We start from the raw sequence: 21,841 nt of genomic DNA, 5'->3' as shown, positions 1-21,841 counted from the left end.
CATTCACGGCTTGTTCGGAATTCCATTGATTGTTCCTCCATTTACAAACCTTTGGTGAGTGATTAGGTTCCCGCTTCCGCCGCGTTCAACTAGCCACTCAAAGCGTCCAGCCTTCCCGTTCATCTCTCCCGGCATTTGAACCAGCATCCGCTCTACTCCGTCTCCGCCCACAAGTCGGGTGGTGACACCTTTTTTCGCAATGTCATTAACAACGAAGTCCGCCGCTCTGTGGCCCGCATCTCTCTTAAGTCCGGACCCGTATCCCTTGGCGTTCTTGATGATGCCCTGTGCTTCCGCGGAGCCAACTCCACACCACCCGTTGCTGTTGTGAACGAGAACTGGCGTCTCGCCCGCCAGCACATAGTACGTGTGGATGCCCTCGACGGTGAGGTTGTAGGTCCGCTGGCGGTCTGTGTAGTGCCGTACCGAAGCGACCCGTACAGTCTCGCCCGTTTCGGTGCGGAGCGTGATACCGGCCTCAAGGTCTTCGGCTTCGAGCCACAGGTTCAAGGAGGGGCTCCAGAAGGGGTGCTCCCCTGTCGCGGTGAGGGAGCCGGTCCCATCGGGTGTGGCAATCGTCAGCTCTACGTAGTCCCTGTCCTTGTCGGTGACGATCGTGTTCGTGACCTTGCGGGGCGAGGTTTTGCCCGTTTCCGGGTCGGTTGCCAGGACCTCGTCACCGACTTTGATCTTCTCGATGTCCTTCTGGCTGCTGTCCGCCATGAGGACCGGGGTGCCGGCGATGAAGCATGTGCAGCCACCCGGGTTCCGCTTCCCCTTTGCACCGGCCGCTGCACGCGCTCCGGCCAGCATGCTGATGAGTACGGAGCTGCGGTAGTACGACTGGCGGTAATCGCACTTACCTGCGCTCTCTCCTGGAGGGCACAGCCAGGAGAGATCCTCAACCACAGGCTTGGGCTTCTCCCGGCCCATCCAGTTTGGATTGGCGCCCATCGCGAAGATTGTTGGCTCCGGCGCCGGGGCCTGTTTGGGTTCGGCGACTTTCTGCACACTGTTCTTGAGGCTGTATCCGGACCTGGTGTTGTACGACACCTGAACGGTGGAGGTGTACTTGTGGCTGCCCTGCGTCCAGGAACTGCTGCTACTGGTGTACCAGCCCCAGGACCATTTACCGCTGCCGTTGTAGGTCCAGCTCTCCCACTTCGGCTTCTTCTTGTCTCCCCCCACATTGCAGGGACCGGCGTGTTCGCAGGATCCGAGCGGACGCAGGCCGTCGGGGTCGGAGAGAGTGGCCGGGTTGTTGTTGCCGTAGGCGTAGCCGTGCATGTGCTGCGGATCCGTCAGGTCCATCAGCGGGTCGACGGAGATGAACCGGCCGGTGTCCGGGTCGTATTCGCGGGCGCCGAGGTGGGTGAGGCCGGTGGCCTTCGTGTCGTCGGTACCGCCGACGAAGCCCTTGGTCCCGGGCCATTCCTTCGGGCTTTCGCCGCGGGGGCCACCAAAGGGCAGCGAACGCCTTTGACTGAGCGCCAGATCGCTCGCGTTGATGGCGAGTTGTCCGGTTCCGTGGTGATCGGCGATGGTGAAGTCGAAGGTGCCGTCGTCATTGCGGATAGCCTGGTGGCTTCCACCGAGCGCGATGTAGCGGGTGGCCTTGGCCTTGTCGGCTCCCTTGGCCAGGGTGACTTCGGTGTGACCGAGGTAGAGAGTGGTTTCGGTGTCGGTGCGGCCGATGAGGCGGTTGCCGTCGGCGTCGTACACGTACTCGGTGATCTTGTCGGCTTCGGTGACCTTGGCGAGGTGCCCTTCAGCGTCCCAGGTCATCTTCTGTCCGTCGCCGCTGACCGCGCGGGTGATGGTGTTGCCCGTTTTGTCGTACGTGTAGTTCGACTTGCTGGTGCTGCCGGGCTTCGTGGTGGTGACTTCGCGCAGGGTGTGCGGCTGAGGGGTGCCGGGGTCGGGGTAGGTGTAGGTGCGCTTGGTGTCCTTGGCGCTGTCGCCGGCGGTGTCGTGCTGTGTTTCGGTGAGCCGGTTGCCGACCTTGTCGTACGTGTAGGAGTGCCAGAACGGTGCCGGTCCGCCGATCTGGTCTCCGGCCGGGCTCGGGGAGCAGGTAGCGGTGTTCTGGGTCCAAACCTCGGTCAGCCGCGTCAGGAAGTCGTAGGTGAAGCACTGGTTGTCGGTGCCGGTGCGTGAGGCGTCGGCCATCGACAGGACGTTGCCGGCCTGGTCGTAGCGGTAGGTGACGTTCCGATCGACACCGTTCTGGCCCTCTCGGTCAACGCGGGAAGTCGCCAGTCGCTGCGTTCCCCACTCGTAGGTGTTGGTGACCTGGGACTTCTCGGCCGTGTCGGTGAGGCCGAGCTGGTATTGCAGCGGTTTGCCCGTGTAGCTGTACTTGGTGCTGCTCGTCATGCCTTGGCCGAAGACCGCGACGGGGCGCAGTGTCTGGTCTTCGTAGTCGTAGGCGAACGAGCCGCCGGGCAGTGAGCCTGCAGGCGAGTAGTTGACCGACGCCGTCAGGCCGGAGGGCTTGTAGGACGTGCCGGTCTGGTAGGTGCCTTGCAGGTGGCCTTCGGCTGCGGGGATGACGACTGCGGTTCTCGTGGCGCGGTAGAGCGGGTCGTATGCGGTGACCTTGGTGGTGTAGGGCTCACCGTCGACGTAGCGGGTGGATTCGGCAAGCTTGCCCTTGGCTCCGGGGATGGTGTCGTAGACCCACTTGGTACGCAGCGTCCCAGAGGCTGAGCCTTCGCGGAGTTCGGTCCGTCGGCCCAGGTTGTCGTAGGCGTTGGCCAGCGTGACACCTCGGGCATCGGTGGTGGACGTCAGGTGACCTCGGTCGTCGTAGACGCTGGTGACCGTCCCCTTGTCGGGGTCGTCGGTCTTGACCTGGCGGCCGAGCTGGTCGTAGCTGTAGCTCCACTGGTTTCCGGCCGGGTCGGTTACCTTCGCCAGTTCTTTCCGCGGTGTGTAGGTGTACGTGGTGGCGTCGTACTCGGAGTCGGCGGCCCGCTGGTGGTGCTGGCGCAGTTCGGTGGTGTTGCCTCGGGCGTCGACGAGCGTGGTGGTAGCGGTGCCCCCCATCGGGGGGATCACAGTCGTGCGATCCCCGCCGTAGATGGTCCTGGTGGTGTTCAGGACCTTGCCACCGTCACCGTTCCCAGCGAGCTGCCGCTCCTCGATCTCGCGTCCCAGACCGTCGAAAGTGGTGCGGGTCTGCGTTTCCACGGCCTCCGCGTCGGCGGGTTCGAAGATCTCGGTGGCGGGTGCGCCGGTGGCGTAGTACGGGGAGAAGGTCTTCGTGATCAGACCGCGCTCGTCGTAGAAGACGTCGGCGAGAATGCGGCCGCCCTCAGGACCGGGAGCCTGGGTCTGGCGTTCGCGCAGGAACCCGTCGTAGAGGGTGTACGAGGTGATCTGACCGCCGTTGTTGTTGAGCGTCTTGTTGGCGACCGCGGTCGGCTTGCCCTCGGCGACGGTGTACGCGAACTCGTGGTTGGGAGTCTGTGTGTTGCTCCGGTTGGCGAGCCATACCTTTGCCGAGCGTCCGAGCGCGTCGTGCGCGTATTCGGTGACTTTGCCGTTGGTGTCCGTCTGCTTCGCCGGCAGACCACTGATCGGATCGTGTTCGGTCGTCGTGGTCTGGGCTGTTGCGGCATCCGCCGCCTTGGCTGGTGGGGTGGTGACCTTGGTCTGCGTGGGACGGCCGCTCGCCGGGCTGTAGGCGGTCGTGGTGGTGCGGCCGTCGTTGCGCTCGGTTCGGACGGGCACCTGATCGGCTTCGGCAGTGACCGTTGCTGTCAGGTCGGTTGAGGTCAGCTCCCGCCCGTAGCCGTCAACGGTGACTGCCGATTCGAGATAGGTGGCCTTGGTGCCGTCGTGATCCTTCAAGGTCGCGACAGCGGTGGCATCACCCTTGGTCGGGGCCTTGCCGTAGGTGCCGCCATCGTAGGCAGTACGGATGTCGGAGACCACGTCCTTCGCCCGGTCGGTCGCCGCGTCACAGGCTTTGGCCACGGTTTCCACGCGAGCGGGCAGGTTGAGGATGTTGGTGTCGGTGTTGGTGGCGTACGTCGTGCGGGTGCACTGGTTGTCAGCCGCCGTCGAACTGTCGCCGCGGTCGTCGGCCTTGATGGGGCGCCCGGCGACGGTGTCGAATGTGGTGCTGCTGGAGGTGGTCCGCCACTTGGTGCCGGCGCCGTCGTCCAGCGAGGTCCAGGTCTTGTTGCTGGCGCTGCCAGTGACGTTGGCGGTGACCGTTCCCCACGCGCGTACCTTCTTGGCCGTTTCATGGTGCCAAGGTCGGCTCACGGACTTGCTCAGGACCTGGCCGCCGGGCTTGTCGAAGGTGACGGACTTGTACTTGAAGCCTGCGGCCGACTCATGGTCGGTGATCGGGTCTCCCTCGCCCTCACCCAGCGCGACGCTGACGGCTTTGGTGCCTCCGGAGACGTCCTTGCGGTCACCGTGCATGCCGCGCAGGAAGTAGAGGTCTTCCTGTGACCGGAGAGCGCTTGAGCCACCCTGGCCACCGGTCCGGACCCGAACGTGACCGTAGCCCCGCCACTGGGACCAGGTCTTGTGCTTCTCCTTGGTGAGACCGTCGTCGTCATCGAAGTGCCAGGCGGCGTCGCCCAGGTACGTGTAAGCGGTCACCTGGTCCGGGGAACCGCCGGTGCGGTCGCTGGTGGTGACAGATGTGGTGACGTACTTGTTGAACCAGTGCCTCTCCGGATCGGAGGTGCTGTCACCTCCGATGTGCTGCGGGAAACAGCGGCTGGTGTTCGACTGCGGTGTGGGCAGCGCGTCGAAGTCGCACACGGGGGCCGAGTAGTTCGCGTCGATCTGGCCGCCGTATTCGTCGGCCACGGTCGACAGACGGGCTTTGATGAACGGCGCGAAGCCGTCACCCGTCTTGTCCAGCCGGTTGGCAAGCTGGGTGTACGCGAAGGTCGTCTTCGGCAGGGTGATCGCAGGGGAGGCCGAGTGCCCGGTGTGCTGGACGCTGTCGAGCAGAAGTTGGTAGTCGGTGTCGGCCATGCCCCAGCGGTGGCCGAGCTTCCATGAATTGACCTTGGCGTAGCTGCCGTCCGTCTGGAGGACCCGGGTGGTGACGCCGGTCAGGCGTTTACGGGTCCAGAACGACGGGGCCAGCCGCCCGTTGTCGCACTTGGTGCCGGCCGTGCAGTTCAGGTCCCAGGGTGTGTCGTACCAGTAGAAGGACTTGTCCTGGATCGTGTCCGCGGCACAGGTCACTCCTTCCTGGGGAAGACAGCGCTCAGCGTTGTCGAAGACGACCTGTGCCTGCGGCTTGCCGAACATGGCGGAGGACTTCAGGCCGTAGTCGATCCGGTTGAGATAGCCCCCGCGGGTGTACGGAGTGTCATCGTCCGCTTTGAGATTGCGACCGTAGGAGTTGGACTCCTTGGTGTAGTGGTAGGCGATGGCGTTGCTGTGGGTGTCGACGACGTAGTCGAGGTTCCACCGCCAGGCCTGCTGGCACCAGGAGCCGGCGAAGTCGCTCGCGTGGCACGGTTCGCCCGAGTTGTTGCCGTAGACCGGTGTGGTCCAGGTGGATCCGGTGGTGTCCCTCCCTTCCTTCCAGCCAGGCAAGCGGTTGTAGCCGAAGTAGTAGCGGGTGCCGTCAGGGGTGGTCACCCGCCAGTACTCGCCGTCGTTGTCGCCGTTGGCGCGGTTGGTGGACTTCAGCCGCTTGATCCGCGTGCCGTCGTCACTCTTCAGCTTGAACTCGTCGTTGCCGCTCGGGACGAGTTCCCCTCCTTTGCCGTTGAATGTGAGAATGGCGTTGTCGTGATCCCAGCACTGGTCTCCGGGCTTGTTGCCGTCGGCGTTCTTGACTCCGTCGTCGGAGCACGGCTTGTAGCGCCGTTCGATGGAACCGGGCCACAGGTCGAACCCGTCACCGACCCACGAACCCTGATTGTTCGTGCCACCCGTACGGCCGTCGATCGAGCCGGACGAGTACGACAGCCCCACACTTGGTGACAGGGCTCCCGGCACCTCGGGCACCGGCATGTCGTAGGACCAGCTGAAGTCGCCGGTGTTCGCGCTTGTACTCCACGAGGACGACGGCGACAGGGAGGTGGCCTTGTAGTCGCCCTTGTCTCCCTCCGCGTCCGCCGCAGCAGCCAGCACCGTCGCGCCGCTGGAACGTAGAGTCACCGACTTCGCCGTCAGGGTGCGGGTCACGGTGTCGTTCTGCGTCGGGACCGGCTTGCCAACGCGACAGGCGTCCTTGCGCGGGGTCGTCACAGCGCAGGAAGGAAGCTCGAACAGTCGTAGGCGCGTTGCGTAGCTACCACCGAACACCTCAGCAAAGGCCGCGTAGTCGATCGCTACTTTGACCCTGTTCCCGGTGCTCTTACCGCTGCCCCGGCTCTTGGTGGCCTTCTTTTCATTGGGCGCGAGCGTGAACAACGCTCCCCGTACGCCTACACGTTCAGCGTGCTTCCGGCCCAGGACCCGAGCTTCGATGGGCTGGGAACTCAGGCCTTCCTGAGCCTTGCCGGTCCCGTTGCCTGAGGCCTTCGTCCGGGCTATGGAGATGGGCAAGCCGCTCGCCGTGGCGAACTTCTGGGAGGTCTTCGCCGACAGTTCGGGGAGCGTGACCGTCACCGATCGGTCCTTGGGCCAGGAGTTCCTGGGCCCCCGCTCGGGTGTCCTGGGCCCCTTGGAAACGGTTCGCGGCTGAGTCCTGGTAACGCTCTTGCCGGGAACCGGTTTCTCCGACTTCGGCAGCCCGGGCAGCGTAGTGCCCTCAGCGATGGCTGTCGGCGCGGTGATGCCCTGCAACAGCGTGCCCACCATCATGATGGACAGGGCCAGGGAGACTCGCCGTCGCACCGCGGTGCCGGAAAGCCGTACGACCTTGGTTTTCATACGTGTGTTGTCCGTCGCTGCCAGGCACCGTCACCGCCGGAGGCGGTACGGCGCGGAACTTGGAATGCCGGAATAGCAAGCCGTGGCAGGTGTGCGCCCGAACACCGCACGGGCGCACACCACTCAGGGCGTCAGCCCCTGGGGACTTCGGTGGGGATGTCGAACCAGGAACCGGCCAGCTCCTCGACCTGGCGTTCGGTGAGGGCTCCCTGGAAGACCCAGACGTCGTCCACAGCACCCGGGAAGTGTTCGCCCCAGGCGCCGTCGGTCTTCGCCCGACCGACCTGCAACGACTTGGTGGCCTTGAACGACAGGACGTTCTCGCCCCAGGAGAGCTGGTCCTCACAACCCGTCTCGTCGGCTCCGCCGTCGCCGTCGGCGTCCGTGCAGGCGACCTCCTGCAGAATCCCGTTGACGTACAGCTGGGCCTGCTTGGCGAACCCGTCGTAGACCAGCGCCAGGTGGTTCCACTCCCGCACGTCGTAGAACTCCCTGTTCGCGGCACGCGAGATCGCCGGCGCGGCGATGTCCTGGGCCGGCATTGCCAGCTCCCAGCGCCCCAGCCCTTCGGCATCTCCTGGATCGGGGACGTAGCGGACGATGAACGCGCTCTGCGCCGTCCCCTCCGCGCTGACCAAAGAGACTCCGTCCTCCGGCATCGCCGCAGCCTGAGCCCAGGCGGTGACGGTGAAACTGGAGCCGGTGTCCACCGGCACGCCGGACGTTGCGGCGTGCCCATCGGTGCCGTTGAGCACGAGGCCCTTCTCGCCCATGAACGCGCCCTGGAAGTTGACCTCGGCGCCACCCTGCAGAGTCATCGTGTTGCCCGAGGCGGAGGCGTCCGGCGAGGTGCCCGTCGTTTGCTGGCTGGCCTGGTCGAACATCCAGCGTCCCTTGACCAGCGGACGCTGCCGGAACATCTGACGGACCTCGTCGGCCGAGGCAGGTCGGCCGAAGAGGCGCACGTCATCGATGGCGCCCGGGAAGTGGTTGTCCACCTGACCGCTGTAGCTGCCGGCTCCGATGAACATCGACTGGTTGGCGTAGAAGGCGCCGCCCAGCTTGGTAGCCCCGGCCTCGGTACCGTTGACGTACAGGGTGAGGGTGTCGGCCACGGTGTCGTGCACCCCCGCCAGGTGCACCCACTGACCGGCGTGGGCAGTGATGCCGTCCGGCTGCATCGCCCGGATGACCTTGCCGTCCGCACTGTCGGCGGAGTACTGGTTGAAAGCCCACCGGTCATACGCCTTGGAGTAGTACAGCTCGAACCCGGGGCGCTCCGCGCCCGCCTGAGCGGTGATGACGGCCGCGCCGTCGGGTTTCTTGTCGAGCTTGGCCCAGGCCGAGATGGTGAAGCTGCGCGAGGTGTTCACGTGCGGACCGCTGCTCCGCCCGATTCTGGCGTGGCCGTCGATGCCGTTGAACTCGGCAGCCTTGCCAGTCACCCCCGGCTGCCCGGTGCTGACCCCGCCGTGGAACGTGGCGGGCAGCACCCCGCCCTGCCCCGCGATCTCTTTCGCGCCGACCGCCTCATCGAGCGGGAAGATCGCCACCGACGGGCGGCCGGGGTCTCCGACACCGTCCTGGACGTGCAGCTTGTCGACTTCGTTCTGGGACAGCGGCTTGTCGAACAGCTGCACCTCGTCCACCGCACCGGGGAAGAAGGCAGACGGTGTGCCGCCGTAGGAGCCGGCGCCGAACTGCAGGCCCCGGCGCGCCTCCCACGGTGTGCTGTAAGGCGTCTGACCGACCCGCTTACCGTCGACGTACAGCTCGAGCAGGTCATTGGTCGAGGAGTAGGAGCCCACCAGGTGGGTCCACTTACCCGAGCTCACCCCGCCAGGTTGGGCTGCCATCACCCGCACGATGCCGGCGTCCGGAGCGTCCGCCTCGTACTGGTTGAAAACCCACCGGTCATAGGACTTGGAGTAGTACAGCTCGAAGCCGGGGCTGTGGTTGCCCGGCTGGGTCGCGATGATCGCCGCCCCCTCCGGCATCCGGGACAGCTTCACCCACGCCGAGACCGCAAACCCTCCGCTGGTGTCCACCGCCGGAATGTCAGTCGACGCATACCCGTCGGTGCCGTTGAACTCGAGCGCGGTGCCCTTCACTCCGGACGCCCCTGGCGTGACTCCGCCATGCAGGGTCGCGGTACGCGACGGCGTCGAGCCTTGCGCAGCACTGGCTCCGGCGGCCTCGTCCAGCTGCCATGTCGCCCGCTCGGGCTGCCCGGCCTTCACTCGGAACTGATAGGTGCGAATCTCACTGCCGTTGCCCGCTGCGTCGAATGCCTGGGCGGTGAAGAAGTTCACTCCCGGCTTGGCCGGCAGCACCTGCGCGGTCTTGGCCGCACCGCCAGAGGTGGTGATCCGGTTCTTCGACGTCGGGTCGTTGTTGATGCCGTACCGGTAGTGGTTCACATCGGTCGAAGCGGAGTCGATGGAGAAGGACCCGTACCGCCCCACCCCGTCGTACCAGGGGTCGTCCGGGTTCTCCGGGTCCGAAGCCGGGTACTCCCCGGACGACACCGCGGGCGCCTTCGGCACACTCGTGTCGTAGACGAAGTAGCAACCCGTTGGATCTCCCGCGTACGACCATGGCGAATACTGGGCCCCGTCGTAGGACCGCACGTACCAGTGCACCGTCTTGTTCGCAGGAACCGAAGGCAACGAGATCACGAAGTCGGAGCCGGACTGCTTCGCCGGGGTCAGTGCCGGCTTCCAGCGGGCGATCAAGCCCTTGCCGTCCCCGGAGTCCCACTTGGCCTGGAACTGGACCTTGACGTTGTCCGCGTCAGGATCGGTGACGTTGTTCGCACGGATCGTGCCCAGTGTGCGGACCCGTGCGGCCGTGCCCGGCTCCTTGCACGTGCCGCCGTACTCCATGGTCAGCTGCGACATCTTCACCTGAGTCGGCGGCCGATTGTACTTCACCCGCAGGTAGGCCTTGTCCGAGAACCGCTTCCAGCCGTACTTGTCGGACTCGCTCGAAGCGCGGAGTCCGAACGTCATCGACGACCACTTGCCGTCCGCGGCCTGCTGCACAGCCGACTTCACGTTGAACTCCGCGTCCTTCGCCGCACACCCCTCGTGCCCGTGGGCGAACGACTCCGACTTCAGATGATCGACCCAGAAGCCGGACGCGTTCTGCGAGTTCCACGTTGTCGACGACGAGATCCCCTTCGTACGCCACAGCTGCACGCCCCGGGCCGAACACGACGCCGAGTGCACGTTACGCACCACGAACTCGGCCGAAAGGATCGACTTCCCTGCGAACTTCGACGTCGAAAAGCGGTAGAAGAGCCGCTTGGTGTCATTCGGCCGGCAGTAGTCCCAACCGCAGAAGCCCATACCGGCGTTCGAGTCGCCGTTGAACTTCCACTGCGGCGACGAAGCCCAGTACTTCGACGCCATGGTCCACGCCGACGCCCGCGGCGCGGACCACTGCGGATCAATGAACACCGGATACTCGGTGTCCTTACCCGCCAACACCTCCTGGTCCGGCCTGAGCACCAGCTCGTCACCCGCAGCCGGCAGTTCCACGCCCACTGGCGCCAGCTTCCCGGACTCGCCCGCCCCCGGTTCACCGGCATCCGTGCTATCGGCAGCGGCCACCCGGGCCTGCGGCGCGCTGTCACCGATGCTCTCGCCAGGGCTCGAATCCCACATCATCGGCTTCGGCGCCTCGAACACCGCGCCCTTGGCACCCTTGTCGACCGCCTCCAGACCGCCCCCGATCGACTCCCGGACTTCCACGCCATCCGCGCTCAGCCTCAGCCTCAGCTCCTTGAGTTGCGAACTCGCCGCGGCTTCCGCACTCTTCACCACCAGGAGCTGGGTGAATCCGTCTTCCTGAGCGCCCATCCTCAGATCAACATCCGGAAGGACGTTCCGGTACGTCGCGGTCTCGTCGTCCAAGTCCGGCGCGGGCAGTTCCCCCGGCCACGACAGCGCCAGCTCCCGGCCCGTCTTCCTCATCCGCACCAGCGGACCCTCACCGCCACCGGAGAACTCCAGGGCGACCGTCGTCGCCTTCGGAGCGACCATCCCGTCAGCCGTCTTCTCCAGGACCGTGTCAACGGCCTGCCAGGCGCCGTCGACCCGCGTCCACACCGGACGCAGATACTCACGCGCCTCCAAGTCCCCCTCCGGCGTGGCGAACACCTCGCTGCTCTCCCGGCGCAGTGACGTGATCTCCACGTCACTGCCGACGCGCCGCGCCTCCTCCAGCGCCTCCTCCTCGGACAACACCTTCGAGGCGTCAGCGGCGTCCGCCCGGTCTGCGGGCGCGGTCGGCCCTCGAGTCGTGGCAGCCGACGCGGTCTGCGGAAGCAGTCCGACAGCCAGCGCGGCGCTCAGCGCGAACGCAAGGAACCCTCCAGCACCGCAGGCACCCGATCGGGCCTTCATCTCCCACACCCCACCCACAAAATGACCATCAGTCGAAGACAAGCGGACTGAATGTAGGCGAGGGATTACAGGTTGGACAGTTATCAAAACGGAGCAAAACTGATCCGGGCTCGAGCAGACAAGTGACCTCCGTCACGGTTGCACTCCGAAAGGTCACAGGTCGCTCACAGTTTCACAACCCGAACCACACATTCACGTCAGGGGAGCACCTTTGCGTCGATGACGGTTGCAAGGGGTGTAACCGCACCAGTCAGCAACGGGCCCACGTGGCAGTGAACTGCCGTCCGACCTCTACTGCGCAGGTTGTACAGAGGGACGCCGTCAGGCGGAAGAGCAGCGGACGCCGTTCACCCGAGGGAAGAAGCCGACCGCCGATCCATCTCATCGTCGACCCTCACGGCATGCCTGCCATGTCCATCGGCGTCTGCGCCGCGGGTCTCCGTGGCAGCCAGGCCCTGATACCGCTCGCCGCAAGATCCCGTCCGTTCGCTCACGCCACCGTCCGGCTGCCGACGCCCCAGTGCCGCCTCACCATCTGAAGGACGGCTCACAGGTGGTGCCCTTTGCCAACTGGTTCTGGAGCATGCGGCCCGCCTCCTCCCTGAAGTCCTGCTCCCAGGTTCGTCTGTCGTAGGACCGGTCACTGGGGATGAACAACACGTCGGCAACCGCTCAGGGTGCTCGGCTGCGGGCCAGTCGTCGCCCGTGAGGTCACCGCCCGACCCGAAGGCTTGGGATGAATAGCCCCCCTGACACCGCAGCGCCACGCGCTCCTTGTCGACCGCGCAGACGTTCACTGCTGGGCCGAATCCCCCGTCGGCGTCGTCGAAGCGGTAGCGGAAGTAGACCTGGTCACCTTCGGAGGGCACCTACGGGTGGGGGCCAAGGCGCCGGTCAACGACCTCGACAGTGACGCCGAAAGGCCGTGCAGACGTGTCTTGCGCTCTGATACCGGCCTCACCGCGCTCCCCAGTCGTGTCGGTGGAGCCCAGAGGAAGAAGCAGCCGGACAGACCAGATGACGGACCGACGCATACACGCACGATCTCGTTCCCGAAGAAGGAGTTGTCGATCTCCGGAGGGGGCGAGGGGTGGAACGGTCGGACCCCGCCCCGTAGCGGGGCGCGATGAAATGCCCGCCGTGGCAGCAAGCAGTCGCCGCGTAGGGCGCCCCGCTCACGCCGGAAGGTCGAATGCCGATTCACAAACCGGTCTCCCCTCCTCAGAGCGACGCCATACGATCGGACGAGCCCGCGCATCTGCCCGAAGGAGAGCGAGACCGCCCATGGCCCAGCAGCCACCCCTGCTCCGTGATGTCATCGACATCAAGGAGTCCATCTCCACCTCCGACTTCGTCCTCCAGCTGTCGGAGGCGACGACCCCCGAGGGCGCTGAGCGGGCACTGCGGGACTACGTGGTCACCGAACGGCTGCTGGAGAACTTCGACGAGGCGCTGGGACTGATCCGGGCCGCGCTGGACGGGCACACCTCGAAGGCCGCCTATCTGCACGGCTCGTTCGGTTCCGGTAAGTCGCACTTCATGGCGGTGCTGCACGCCCTGCTCAGCGGCAGCCCCGCCGCCCGCGCGCGCAACGACCTCGACCCGGTGCTCACCAAGCACGAGTGGCTCGGCACGGAGGGCAAGCGCTTCCTGCTGGTGCCGTACCACATGCTGGGGGCGAAGTCCCTGGAGCAGCGGGTGCTCGGCGGGTACGTCAGCCACGTCAGGAAGCTGCACCCCGAGGCGCCGACGCCGCAGGTGTACCGGACGGACTCGCTGTTCGCGGACATCCGAGGGTTGCGGGCCCGCCTGGGCGACCAGGCCGTGATCAACGGGCTGGTCGCGGCGGACGGTGGCGACGCCGGCGGTGAGGAGGAGGACGAGTGGGGTGAGGCGTTCGGCTGGACGCCTCAGCTGCTCGACAACGCCATGTCCGCCGAGGAGGTGCACGAGGGAGGGCAGGCACTCAACCTGGTGAGCCCGTCCACGCCCGCCGAGCTGCGGGCACGGCTCGTGCAGGACGCGAGCACACACCTGCTGCCTGGCTTCGCGCGGAACGCAGCCGAGGACGAGCACGGGTTCGTGTCGCTCGACGCCGGGCTGTCGGTGATCGCCGAGCACGCCAAGCAGCTCGGCTACGACGGGTTGATCCTGTTCATGGACGAGCTGATCCTGTGGCTGGCGACGCTCATCCACGACCAGAAGTTCGTGGCCCGCGAGGCCGGAAAGATCACCAACTTCGTGGAGAGCGGCGACTCCCGCCGGGCCGTTCCGGTGATCTCCTTCATCGCCCGCCAGCGCGACCTGCGTGAACTGGTCGGCGAGGAGGTGTCGGGTGCGGCGGAGGCGTCCATCCAGGACACGCTGAACCTGGCCTCGGGCCGGTTCGACAAGATCACGCTGGAGGACCGCAACCTGCCGCAGGTCGCGCACTCCCGGCTGCTGCGGCCCAAGGACGAGCAGGCCGCCGCGCTGGTCGCCGCGGAGTTCGAGAAGACCCGCAAGGTCCGGCAGGAGGTGTGGGACACCCTGCTGGGCTCGGACCGGGGCGCGGACGGCACCGGCGCCGACGAGGAGAGCTTCCGGCTGACGTACCCGTTCTCACCGGCGTTCATGGACACCCTGGTGCACGTCTCCTCCGCGCTCCAGCGCAACCGGACCGGCATGAAGCTGATGGGCCAGCTCCTGGCCAACCACCGGTCCGAGCTGCGGCTGGGCGACCTCATCCCGGTCGGCGACCTGTATCCGCTGATCACAGCGGGCGGCGACAAGCCCTTCACGGACAGCCTCAAGGTGGTCTTCGAAGCCGCCGACAAGCTGTACCGGACCAAGCTCCGTCCGTATCTCCTCACCACCCACAACGTGACGGAGGAGGACATCGAGCAGTACACCCACCGACCCGACAGCGTCACCGACCAGGAGCTGCGCACCCGCGTCAGGCAGTTCACGGGCGACAACCGGATCGTGGGCACCCTGCTGCTGTCGGCGCTCGCGCCCAGCGTCCCGGCGCTCTCCGACCTGACCATCCGGCGGCTGTCCGCGCTCAACTACGGTTCGGTGGTCGCGCCGATCCCGGGCCGCGAGTACGGCATTCTCAAGAGCAAGATCGCCGAGTGGGCCGGGCGTTTCCCGGAGATCAAGCCGACGGGCACCGACACCAACCCGGGTGTCCGGCTCGAGCTCTCCGGCGTTGATGTGGACTCCGTCATCGCCAACGCCAACGTCAACGACAACCCGGGCAACCGCCAGGCCCTCGCCAAGCGCATTCTCGCGACCGAACTCGGTGTCGATCAGACCCAGTTGATCGGCGAGTTGCACTTCGTGTGGCGGGGTACCGAGCGCGGCGTCGAAGTGGTCTTCGGCAATGTCGCGGACCGGGACGACATGCCCGACCATGACCTGATGCCCCAGCAGGACGGGCGTTGGCGCATCGTGATCGATCTGCCCTTCGAGGAGGGCGAGTACGGTCCCGTCGACGACGTGAACCGGATGCGCGACCTCCGCGCGGAGCAGGGCGAGCCCTCACGTAGCGTCGCCTGGCTGCCCACCCACCTCTCTCACCAGCGATACGCCGACTTCCGACGCCTTGTCGTCATCGACAAGGCCCTCGCCGACGGCGAGCGCTTCAACGCCCAGTACGCGGCCCACCTGAGCCCCGACAACCGGGCCCGTGCCAAGGGCCTGCTGGAGACCCAGCGCGGAACCCTGCTCAAGAACGTCAAAGCCGCCTTCAAGCAGGCGTACGGCCTGGCCGACAAGAAGGCCGCGGACGTGGCGGTGGGCTTCAACGAGCACCTGGTGTCGCTGCGGGAGGTCGAGGGGCTCGCGCTGTCCTTCGGGCAGTCGCTGCACGACGGCATCCGGCACATCGCGGGCCGCCTGCTCGCCAGCCAGTACCCCGACCACCCGGACCTGGACCCCGACGGCAACGGCAGCGTGGTCAGGCCCGCCGACGTGAAGAGGGTCTTCGCCCATGTGCGGGCCGCCGCCGAGGCACGCGACGGACGCGCCGAGGTCCCGGCCGCCGACCGCAACCTGATGCGGCGGGTGGCCGGGCCGCTGCGACTCGGACACCAGAAGGAGGCGTACTTCGAGCTGTCCCACTACTGGGCGGACCACTTCCGCCAGCTCGCCCGGGAGCAGGGCGTCACTGGCGACCTCAGCCTGATCACCCTCACCGACTGGACGGACCGGCCGGCGCCGCGCGGGCTTCCCGCGTTCCTCGCCAAGCTGGTCGTGGCCGCCTACGCCGAGATGGACGACCGGGTGTGGGTGCGTGCCGGTACCCCCCTCGACCCCGCGCCCGCACTGCACGAGATCAAGGACCAGGACGCCCTGCGCAGCCAGCCGCTGCCCACGCAGGAGGTGTGGGACGCGGCACGGGTGCGGTTCAGCACCGTCTTCGGCAAGACCGCGCCGACCCTGCGCCGGGGACGCATGGTGAACCAGCTCGCCCGGCAGATCGCCGAGCAGGCGGGCGCCCACGTGGAGGCGGCCCGCGAGCTGGTGGCGCAACTGGAACGGCACGCCGCTTTCCTGCGGCTGGACGAGTCCGGGGATGCCGGGGAGGCCGGACGCCTCACTCTCGCGCGTCGGGCCGTGGAACTACTGGAGGCGCTCACCCGGCCGCCCAGACAGGGGGCGGCCGGAGCGAAGAAGACCGTCGAGGCCCTGGCCGCCTTCGACTTCGACCCCATCAGCCCGGACCGGTTCGGGACTTCCATCACGCAGGCGCGTGCGGTGTCGCAGGCGCTGGACTCCGCCTCCTGGACGACACTCGACCTGGCCTCGTCCGAGGGGCCGGAGGGCGAAGCGCTGCTGGAGTCGCTGCGCAACGCCGCCCGCAGCGACCAGCGGACCAGCGACCTGGTGGACGCACTGGTCCGCACGCAGAAGGAGGTCTTGGCGCTCGTCAAGCGCAACCGTGCCGCCCCCGCGCCCCAGCCGCCCGCGCGCCCCGAGCCCGGCCCCGGCGACGTCCCACTCGACACCAGGACCAGCGACCCGCGCGTCCCGTTCGACGGCCCCTCCCCGCAGCCTTCCGCTCCGTCGCCCACGACGAGCTCCGGCGGTGCCCGCACGACCACCGCCGCCGGGGCGGCAGCCGCGCTGCAGGAGGAGCTGGCCGACCTGGCGGCCCGGGAGCCCGGTGCCACCGTCGAGATCACCTGGCGGGTCGTGGAGTCGTGAGCACCTTGACTGGCAGCGCTGCCGCGGCGCGGCTGAGCCTGGCGACGATCACCCAGTACCTTTCCGCCCAGACCTCACTCGCCGGCTCCCTCGCCGGCCGGGACCGGCGCCGGGCGGTGCTGCTGCGCTGCGTGCCGCAGTGGGACGGGCCGGCCGAACCGGCCTGGGGTGACGGCCAGTCCGCCCGCGTCGCGTCAGCACCGTCCCCGCTCGCCGTGCACGAGCTGCTGCTCGGCCACTTCGCGGACGGTGCCACCGGCCCGCAGGTGCTGGTGGTGCTGACCGACCGCGAGCAGACCGAGCTCGACCCCGCGATCCTGGCCCGTGCGCACAAGCAGCGCGTCGACGCGCTGGACAGTTGGGAGGTCGTGCAGGAGGCGTTCGGCACCCAGCAGATCGATCCGCGGCTCAGGGAGGAGAAATGGGCCGCGGAAGCACTCCTGGACGCGGCACCGCCGAAGGGCTGGCCGCGCCTGGGCGGCGGCATGCTTTCCCGGCGCAACGCGCTGTCCGCGCTTGCCCTGCGCCGCCTGCGGCTGGGCCGCTACGCGGACGAGAACGCCGACCAAGACCACACCAGCGCGGCCGACAGCCTCGACACGCACACCCTGCTGGGCTGGTCACTCACGCCGGGCCGCCCGGAACGGCTGCTGGAACTGCGCGGCCCCGAACGTGCCGGCCTGACGGAGTTCCTCGGTGAGAAAGAACAGGCAGGGCTCGCCGGCCGGGCGATCCTGGCCCTCGTCGAAGCCGAACACGGCCCCGACACGGTCGCCTTCGGCCTGGTGTGCGCGGCCCTGTGGTGCCACGCCGCGCCGGACGCGGCCACCTACACGGCGCGCGGCCGGGCCGAGCGCTGGTTCGGCGAGCCGGCCCCGGCCGCGGGTGAACAGCTCGACGCACTGGCTACCGCGTTCGGGCGGGCCGCCGAGACCTACGTCAGCGGGCTGCTCACCCTCTCGTCCCGAACCGGCGGCGACGGCACCGAGGCCGCCCGCGAAGCCCGCCGGGCCAGCGACACCGTTCTGGAACGGGCCTCCGCCCTGGTCCGCCAGTTCGGCGCGGAGAAGGCCGCCCAGGCCAGTCCCCTCCTACCGGCCGGCCTGGACGCGAGATTCACCACGGTCGGGCGGGCGCTCACTGCCGGCGATACCGGAGCGCTCGCCCAGGCCATCCACGAACTGAACGACCACCAGCGGGCGAAGCGGCCGGAGGTGCTGCCGCGCGTCGAACGGACCCGGATGGGGGGTCGGCTCGTCCAGTGGCTCGCCACCGAGCCGGCGGGCGAGGCGTCCACCGTGGCCACCGCAGTGGAACGCCATGTCGCCGAGACCGGGTGGGTCGACCGTGCGCTGGAACATGTCGAGGCCGGCGGGGACAGTGACCCGGCGCTGCGGACCGCCTACGACACGCTGGCCGCACGGGTACGCGAGCGGCGCCATGCCATCGACCGGGACTTCGCCCGCGCCCTCGCCACCTGGACGGCAGCCGGCACCGACCCCGGAACCATGCTGACCGTGGAGACGTTCCTGGAGCGGGTCGTGAGGCCCGTCGTGCGCAGCGGCACCGACCGGCGCGTGCTGCTGCTCGTCGTGGACGGGATGAGTGCCGCCATCGCCGCCGAGCTGGGGGAGGAACTGCGGGCTTCCTGGGCGGAGTTCGACCCGGTGAGCGAAGGCACGCCGCGCCGCCGCGCCATGGCGGCAGCGTTGCCGACGCTCACCGCGGTCTCCCGCACCTCGCTGTTCGCGGGAAAGCTGATGCTGGGCTCGCAGCAGGACGAGGCGCGGCTGTTCCCCCGCCTTCCGCTGTGGGGCGGTGCCCCCGCCGCGGTGTTCCACAAGGACGACCTGCGGGCGGAGAGCGCCGGGGAGACCTTCGGTCCCGCACTGACCGAGGCGCTGATGGACGGCCGCACCCACGTGGCTGTCGTCCTCAACGCCGTCGACGACCGGCTGGCGAAGGAGCAGAAGCTCGGGGACGGCGCCTGGCGGGCGGACGACGTTCCGGCGCTGCCGGACCTGCTGCGGGTCGCCGCCGCGCAGGGCATGGCTGTGATCGTCACCAGTGACCACGGGCACGTCGTGGATCGGCACGGCACGAAGGTGGATGCCGCCGCCCCGCTCTCCGCCCGCCACCGCGTGCCCGGCGGCGAGGTGGGCCCGGCGGAGGTCGTATTGCGCGGGCCGAGAGTCGTCGCACCTCAGCCGGGTGCCTCGATCGTCGCCCTGTGGGACGCCGACTCCCGCTACACGGCCCGCAAGGCCGGCTACCACGGCGGCGCCTCACCCGCCGAGTTCACCGTCCCGGTCCTGGCGTTCCTACCGTTCGGTGCGACGCCTCCCCCGGGCTGGCGGGAGCTGGGCGACCAGCAGCCCCCCTGGTGGCAGGTCGACGGACCGTTGTCCCGTGCCGCTCCGGCCACCGCCGCCGCTCCCCCGGCCGCGGCACCTGCCCGGCAGACCCGGCAGAGGCCTGCAAAGGAGCAGGCCTGGCTGGCCCGCACCCACGAGTCGCTGTTCGACGTCGCCCTCGTTCCCACCACCGAGGACGGGGGAACGCTCGTCCAACCCGCCGTGGTCGACCCGGACGACGCCCTCGTGGCGAACCTGCTCGCTTCGGACATCTTCCAGGGCCAGATCGGCCTGCTCGCCCGCAAACCTCCGCTGGACAAGATCGAGGGGGCGATCCGGGCGCTGCTCGACGCCGGGGGAACCCTTCCAGTGACCGCGCTGGCCCAGCGTGTCGCCTACCCGGCGACCCGCGCCGACGGCTTCGCCGCGATCCTGCGCCAGCTCCTCAACTACGACGGGGTCCAGGTGCTGGAGACCCTGCCGGACGGTCGGACCGTCCGGCTTGATCTCCCTTTGCTGCGGGTGCAGTTCGACCTAAGCTGACGGTCCGTCGAAAGCAGACACCCTCTTGACGATGCGGGAGCCATGAGCGCCAACGATCGTGTGCTGATCAACCAGATGATCGAGGAGCAGCGGGAGGCACGCACGGTTCCACTCACGTTCGACGCCGCCTTCGAGCGGTTCGCCGCCGAGCACGCGTTGCACGGCTTCGGCCTCTCGGAGGAGGAAATCGAGGCCGGCGTGATCGGTGGGGCCGACGACGGCGGCATCGACGGCGCGTACGTCTTCCACGGCGGCAGGCTGCTGCACGAGGACAGCGACATCGTCCAGCCGCAGTCCTCGGTCTCCCACGTGGAATGGGGAACGCCGCTGACGCTGTGGCTCGTCCAGGCCAAGACCAGCTCCGGGTTCTCCGAGGTGGCGCTGGACAAGGTGGCCTCCACCTGCGCGAACCTGCTGGACATGGAGGTCGACGAGGCGGCTATCGGCCTTCTGTACTCCGACGACCTACTGGTTCGCTTCGCCCTGTTCAGGAAGGCGTTGTCCCGGCTTCTCACCCGCCATCCGACCGTGCTGATCAAGTTCTCCTACGTGACGCGCGGTGAGGCGAGCGAGGTGCACCCCAAGGTGCAGGCGAAGGCGAAGATCCTGGAGAACCAGTTCTCCCAGGCCTTCGCGATCTCCACCGGCGAGGTCGAGTTCCTGGGACCCGCGGAACTGTGGCAGCGTGCCAGCACCCTGCCCTCGTACACGCTGGAGCTCCCCTACCGGGAGAGCATCACCCACGGCACCAGCCACATCGCGCTGGTGGCGCTCGGCGAGTACATCGACTTCCTCAGCGACGAGGCCGGCGCGATCAAGTCCCACCTCTTCGACTGGAACGTCCGCGACTACCAGGGCAACGTCGAGGTCAACCGGGAGATCACCGCGTCGCTGCGCGACCCGGAGGCGCCGGAGTTCTGGTGGCTGAACAACGGCATCACCATCGTCTGCTCGCAGGCCACATCCGTCGGCAAGCGGCTCAGCCTCTCCGACGTGCAGATCGTCAACGGCCTGCAGACCTCCTACACGCTGCACGAGACGCTGCACGACCTGCACAGCGCCGAGCCGTCCGACCCCGTCTTCCAACGGCTCGTGCAGGTACGCATCCTCGTCACCGCGGACCAGGCCGCCCGCGACGCGGTGATCCGCGCCACCAACCGGCAGACCACGGTGCCGGTCGCCTCGCTGAGGGCCACCGACGACATCCAGCGCCAGATCGAGTCCTACTTCCACGAACACGGCTGGTACTACGACCGGCGCAAGAACTTCTACCGCAACCAGGGGAAGCCCGCCGACCGCATCGTCAGCATCCCGCTACTGGCGCAGTCCGTCATGGCGATGGCCCTGGGCCGCCCTGACTACGCCCGCGCTCGCCCCTCCAGCCTGCTGAAGTCGGACTCCGACTACCGACGGGTCTTCTCCGACAAGACGAAACTACCGGTGTACCTGTGGCTGGCGAAGGCCCAGCGCCAGGTGGACGAGTACCTGCTGTCCGCTTCGGAGCCCATCTCCCGCTCCGAGTACACCAATCTGCACTTCCACCTCGCCATGCTCGGCGCCGTCGACCTCGTCGGCCGCGTGTTCAGCAGGCCCGACGCTCTCGACAACGCCGCCCGCGAGCAGGTCTTCCCCAATCCCGCACGTCTGGACTCGCTGTGGAAGTCACTCAAGGAGGAGTTCGAGGGTTTCCAGCGGCAACACCAGTGGGGCGCGGACAAGACCGCTAAGAGCGGCGACTTCGTCACCCACCTGACAACCGAGCTCGGCTACGGCAGCCTGCGCCACCGGTGAGCCGGGACGGCAGCTGAGCGGAGCTGCGGGGCCGTGTCGCGAGTGTACGGAGAATGCGGAGGCGAGGCAGGTCGCAGGCGAAGGCCGTCCCCCCGGCACGGATGGGACAATGCGCGCGTGACCGATTCACGCTCCTCCGTCGTCTCCGCCGCCCGGCGGCGCACCGCCATCGACGCCCTGCGGCGCGGTGCCGTACCCGAGAGCGGCCTGGACCTGCTCGCCACCGGACTCGGCCGGTTCGAGTCCGCACTCGACGCGGAACTCGACGCGGTCGCCTCCGGCTCCTCGGTCTTCAAGGCCGTCCGCGGCGAGTACGGCTCCGGCAAGACCTTCTTCACCCGCTGGCTCGGCGAACGGGCCAAGCAGCGCAACTTCGCCGTCGCCGAGATCCAGGTCTCCGAGACGGAGACCCCATTGCACAAGCTGGAGACCGTCTACCGCCGTCTCACCGAGCGGCTGTCCACCGCGAGCTTCCCGCCCAGCGCCCTGCGTCCGGTCGTCGACGCCTGGTTCTACGCACTGGAGGAGGATGCGCTCGCCGCCGGCGCCGACGAGGAAGCCCTCACCGGCGCCGTGGACGAACTGCTCGCCGCCCGGCTGAGCGAGGTGTCGCGGCACGCGCCGTCCTTCGCCGCCGCACTGCGCGGCTACCGGGCCGCGCTCGCCGCGGGAGACGAGGCGACGGCCGCC

The 21,841-nt window shown here is 67.9% G+C and carries 6 protein-coding genes; 4 read left to right on the top strand and 2 right to left on the bottom strand.

The features are described from left to right. Positions 1–3: 3 nt before the first annotated feature. The gene (locus ACYVE9_RS01470; RefSeq protein WP_461025831.1) at positions 4–6,864 is read right to left on the bottom strand and encodes a polymorphic toxin-type HINT domain-containing protein; all 6,861 of its coding nucleotides are present in this window, start codon (positions 6,862–6,864) and stop codon (positions 4–6) included. Between the two features lie 131 nt (positions 6,865–6,995). Then, the gene (locus tag ACYVE9_RS01465; RefSeq protein WP_461025830.1) at positions 6,996–11,273 is read right to left on the bottom strand and encodes a LamG-like jellyroll fold domain-containing protein; all 4,278 of its coding nucleotides are present in this window, start codon (positions 11,271–11,273) and stop codon (positions 6,996–6,998) included. A 1,284-nt stretch (positions 11,274–12,557) separates the two neighbouring features. On the opposite strand from ACYVE9_RS01465, the gene pglY reads away from it, so the two are divergent. The 4 genes from pglY to ACYVE9_RS01445 form a co-directional block, all read left to right on the top strand. Then, on the top strand, positions 12,558–16,463 hold the full coding sequence (gene pglY, locus ACYVE9_RS01460; RefSeq protein WP_461025829.1) for a BREX-2 system ATPase PglY: 3,906 nt from the start codon (positions 12,558–12,560) through the stop codon (positions 16,461–16,463). Next, a complete protein-coding gene (gene pglZ / locus ACYVE9_RS01455; protein WP_461025828.1) occupies positions 16,460–19,360 on the top strand; it encodes a BREX-2 system phosphatase PglZ in 2,901 nt (966 codons plus the stop codon). The genes pglY and pglZ overlap by 4 nt, the downstream gene beginning before the upstream one ends. Before the next feature lie 42 nt (positions 19,361–19,402). Then, on the top strand, positions 19,403–21,151 hold the full coding sequence (locus tag ACYVE9_RS01450) for an AIPR family protein (protein WP_461025827.1): 1,749 nt from the start codon (positions 19,403–19,405) through the stop codon (positions 21,149–21,151). 117 nt (positions 21,152–21,268) lie between these two features. Continuing rightward, positions 21,269–21,841 (top strand): BREX system ATP-binding domain-containing protein (locus ACYVE9_RS01445; RefSeq protein WP_461025826.1); only part of this gene is annotated, 573 nt, incomplete at its 3' end.

This window comes from Streptomyces sparsus, from assembly GCF_054776295.1.
The sequence above is the reverse complement of the archived record's forward strand: the minus strand, read 5'-3'. Positions and strand labels throughout refer to the sequence as shown.